2 protein-coding genes are annotated in these 2,316 nt (G+C 34.5%); both read right to left on the bottom strand.

The genetic code is table 11. The features are described from left to right. Positions 1-113: 113 nt before the first annotated feature. Complete coding sequence (locus U9P79_02580) at positions 114-1,061, bottom strand: iron ABC transporter permease (GenBank protein MEA2103516.1); 948 nt, start codon at positions 1,059-1,061, stop codon at positions 114-116. Positions 1,062-1,117: 56 nt separating this feature from the next. After that, positions 1,118-1,954, bottom strand: coding sequence for a helical backbone metal receptor (locus tag U9P79_02585; GenBank protein ID MEA2103517.1), 837 nt, complete (start codon positions 1,952-1,954; stop codon positions 1,118-1,120). Positions 1,955-2,316 lie beyond the last annotated feature (362 nt).

A 2,316-nucleotide genomic window follows, 5' to 3' on the forward strand; every position in this document is an offset into this window, starting at 1 on the left:
TTTTTTCATCTTTCACTCTATTTTATGCCTACTACAAAGTCAACAAATATTCATAAATCAAACAACTTTGCTTCAGACAATTTTTCAAAGATCAAATTTATAAAATTATAATATTACTTTTTTCTTAACAAATAAATAAAGAACGGGGCTCCACAAAGTGCGGTAACAACTCCGACCGGCAATTCGATAACAAAAAGCGATCTCGCAATCGTGTCACATAGAAGCAAAAAAGCGGCTCCCAAAATTCCGGACATTGGTAAAAGATAACGATTATTGGGTCCAATAATCATTCTGCAAATATGGGGAATGATCAATCCTACAAAACCAATTATACCTGTAAATGCCACGACAATCCCCACGAGAACAGAGGATAATACAAAAAGCAATTTCCGCGTTTTTTGAACATCAACCCCAAGGCTGTTTGCCGTATAATCTCCCATCGTGAGAATATTCAACCGATTGGAATACAAATTGATAAAAACTATTCCTCCCACGGAAACGATTGAAATTATCCATAAAATATGAATGTTATCTCTAGAAAAAATATAACCGAGATTTCCCATCAAGATAGAGAATATCTGGCTAATATCACGTTGGAAAATGCTCATCAGAAGAGCTATGATTGCCGAAAAAAACAGATTAATAATAATTCCCGCTAAAATTAGTTTTGTTCGTTGAATACTGTTTTTTGATTTTGCGAGATGCCACACGAGGAACATCGTGAGGAGTGCTCCCATAAATCCTAAAACAGGCATGAGAAATACTTTTTGAATTACGAGAGCAACAATGCTTCCCAAAGCCGCCCCTGAAGAAATTCCCAGCAAATAAGGTTCTGCGAGTGGATTGTTCAGCATTCCCTGCAAAATTCCTCCGCTGGTCGCCAGAACCATTCCAGCTATCAAACCAAGTAAAATGCGGGGAATGCGGATATTAAATAATATATTTTTACCAATTTCGGAAATTGAAAATATATTTACTTTTACACTTCCTATTAAAAGCGAAAATATGATAATCGCAATTAAACTTATAAGCGAAATTGTGATAGCGGTTTTGTTTTTCATATTAAGATATTTTTTTTACAGCCAAATATGCTGAAATGCTCGAAAACCCGATAAATTCATTTATGATAATTCCCAATTATGGAATCAATTTTTTCTATTGCCAGCAGACTTCTGGGACCGGCTCGTAAAAAATGATTATTATTCAAATCTTGGGTAGTGTAGATTTGCCTATTTTTTACGGCATCAATCTTATCCCATCCCAAGCGGTTTGCGATATCTGACTTGGTGATTCCCGGATAAAGGATAAAAATAATATTCGGATTTTGTGCAATCACTCTTTCAGTAGAAATGCGACAATAATCCCGTGGCAATTGGTTGAAAATATTTTCTCCTCCGCTTTTCTCAATCAAATTACCGATAAAAGATTCTGATGATACGGTCATTATTGGTTTGTCATAAATTTCGATGTAAATTGTGGGTTTCTTTTCTCGAAAAGGTATTCGGGCTAAATTTGTTTTAAATTCTTTTACTAAATTTTGAGCGTTTTTTTCTTCTCCTACCAAAATTCCGATTTTCTTTATAGCACTTAGCAAACTATCCACGTTTGCCGGATAGAATTGATAAATATTCGTTCCCAACTTTTCGAAATTTGATTTAACAATATCCTGTTCAAGTCCGGAGAGCATAATGATATCTGGCTGTAAAGAGATTATTTTTTCAATATTTGGTCTGCTGAAACTTCCGACTTGAATTTTCTGTTTTAGGCTTTTGGGAAAATCACATTCACGAGTTACTGCTACGATGTTCTCTTCACCACCAATTTTGCAGATTATTTCTGCAATTTCGGGTGAGAGAACGACAATTTTTTTATCGCTTCCTGCGATTTGGGAATCATTTTGAGTGCAACTCATCATAAAGAGAAGAAGCAAAAATGATATTAGACTTTTATGCATTTGGAACTCCGATCTGTGTCTTTGGAAAATCTTGAGTTAAGTTCCGTTTTTTTGAAATTGACTTAAGTTTTTCCAACTCACAATTATAACGATAATTAACTTAATAGATAATTTTTTCAATTTGTCACGGAATCAGGCTTCGTTACACTATGCCCAGACAGGTTGGTCCGTGACGTCTCGAAAAGGCTACTTTACGGAGAGACACTAATTAATTTCATAAACTTTTGCTTGCTTTTTCAGGAAAATTTTATGAATCGTAAATAAAAAAAACCCAATTCGGGTTTCAAATTGGGTCATCTAAATATAAAAATGAGACCACAATTCTTTCCTCCGAAAAATTATCCGATCATCATATTTACAAG

It is taken from the genome of Candidatus Cloacimonadota bacterium, from assembly GCA_034661015.1.
GTDB lineage: Bacteria > Cloacimonadota > Cloacimonadia > JGIOTU-2 > JGIOTU-2 > JAYEKN01.

Coding starts and splice junctions, on each gene's coding strand:
- U9P79_02580 (MEA2103516.1), bottom strand. CDS start 1,061: ATGAAAAACAAAACCGCTATCACAATTTCGCTTATAAGTTTAATTGCG.
- U9P79_02585 (MEA2103517.1), bottom strand. CDS start 1,954: ATGCATAAAAGTCTAATATCATTTTTGCTTCTTCTCTTTATGATGAGT.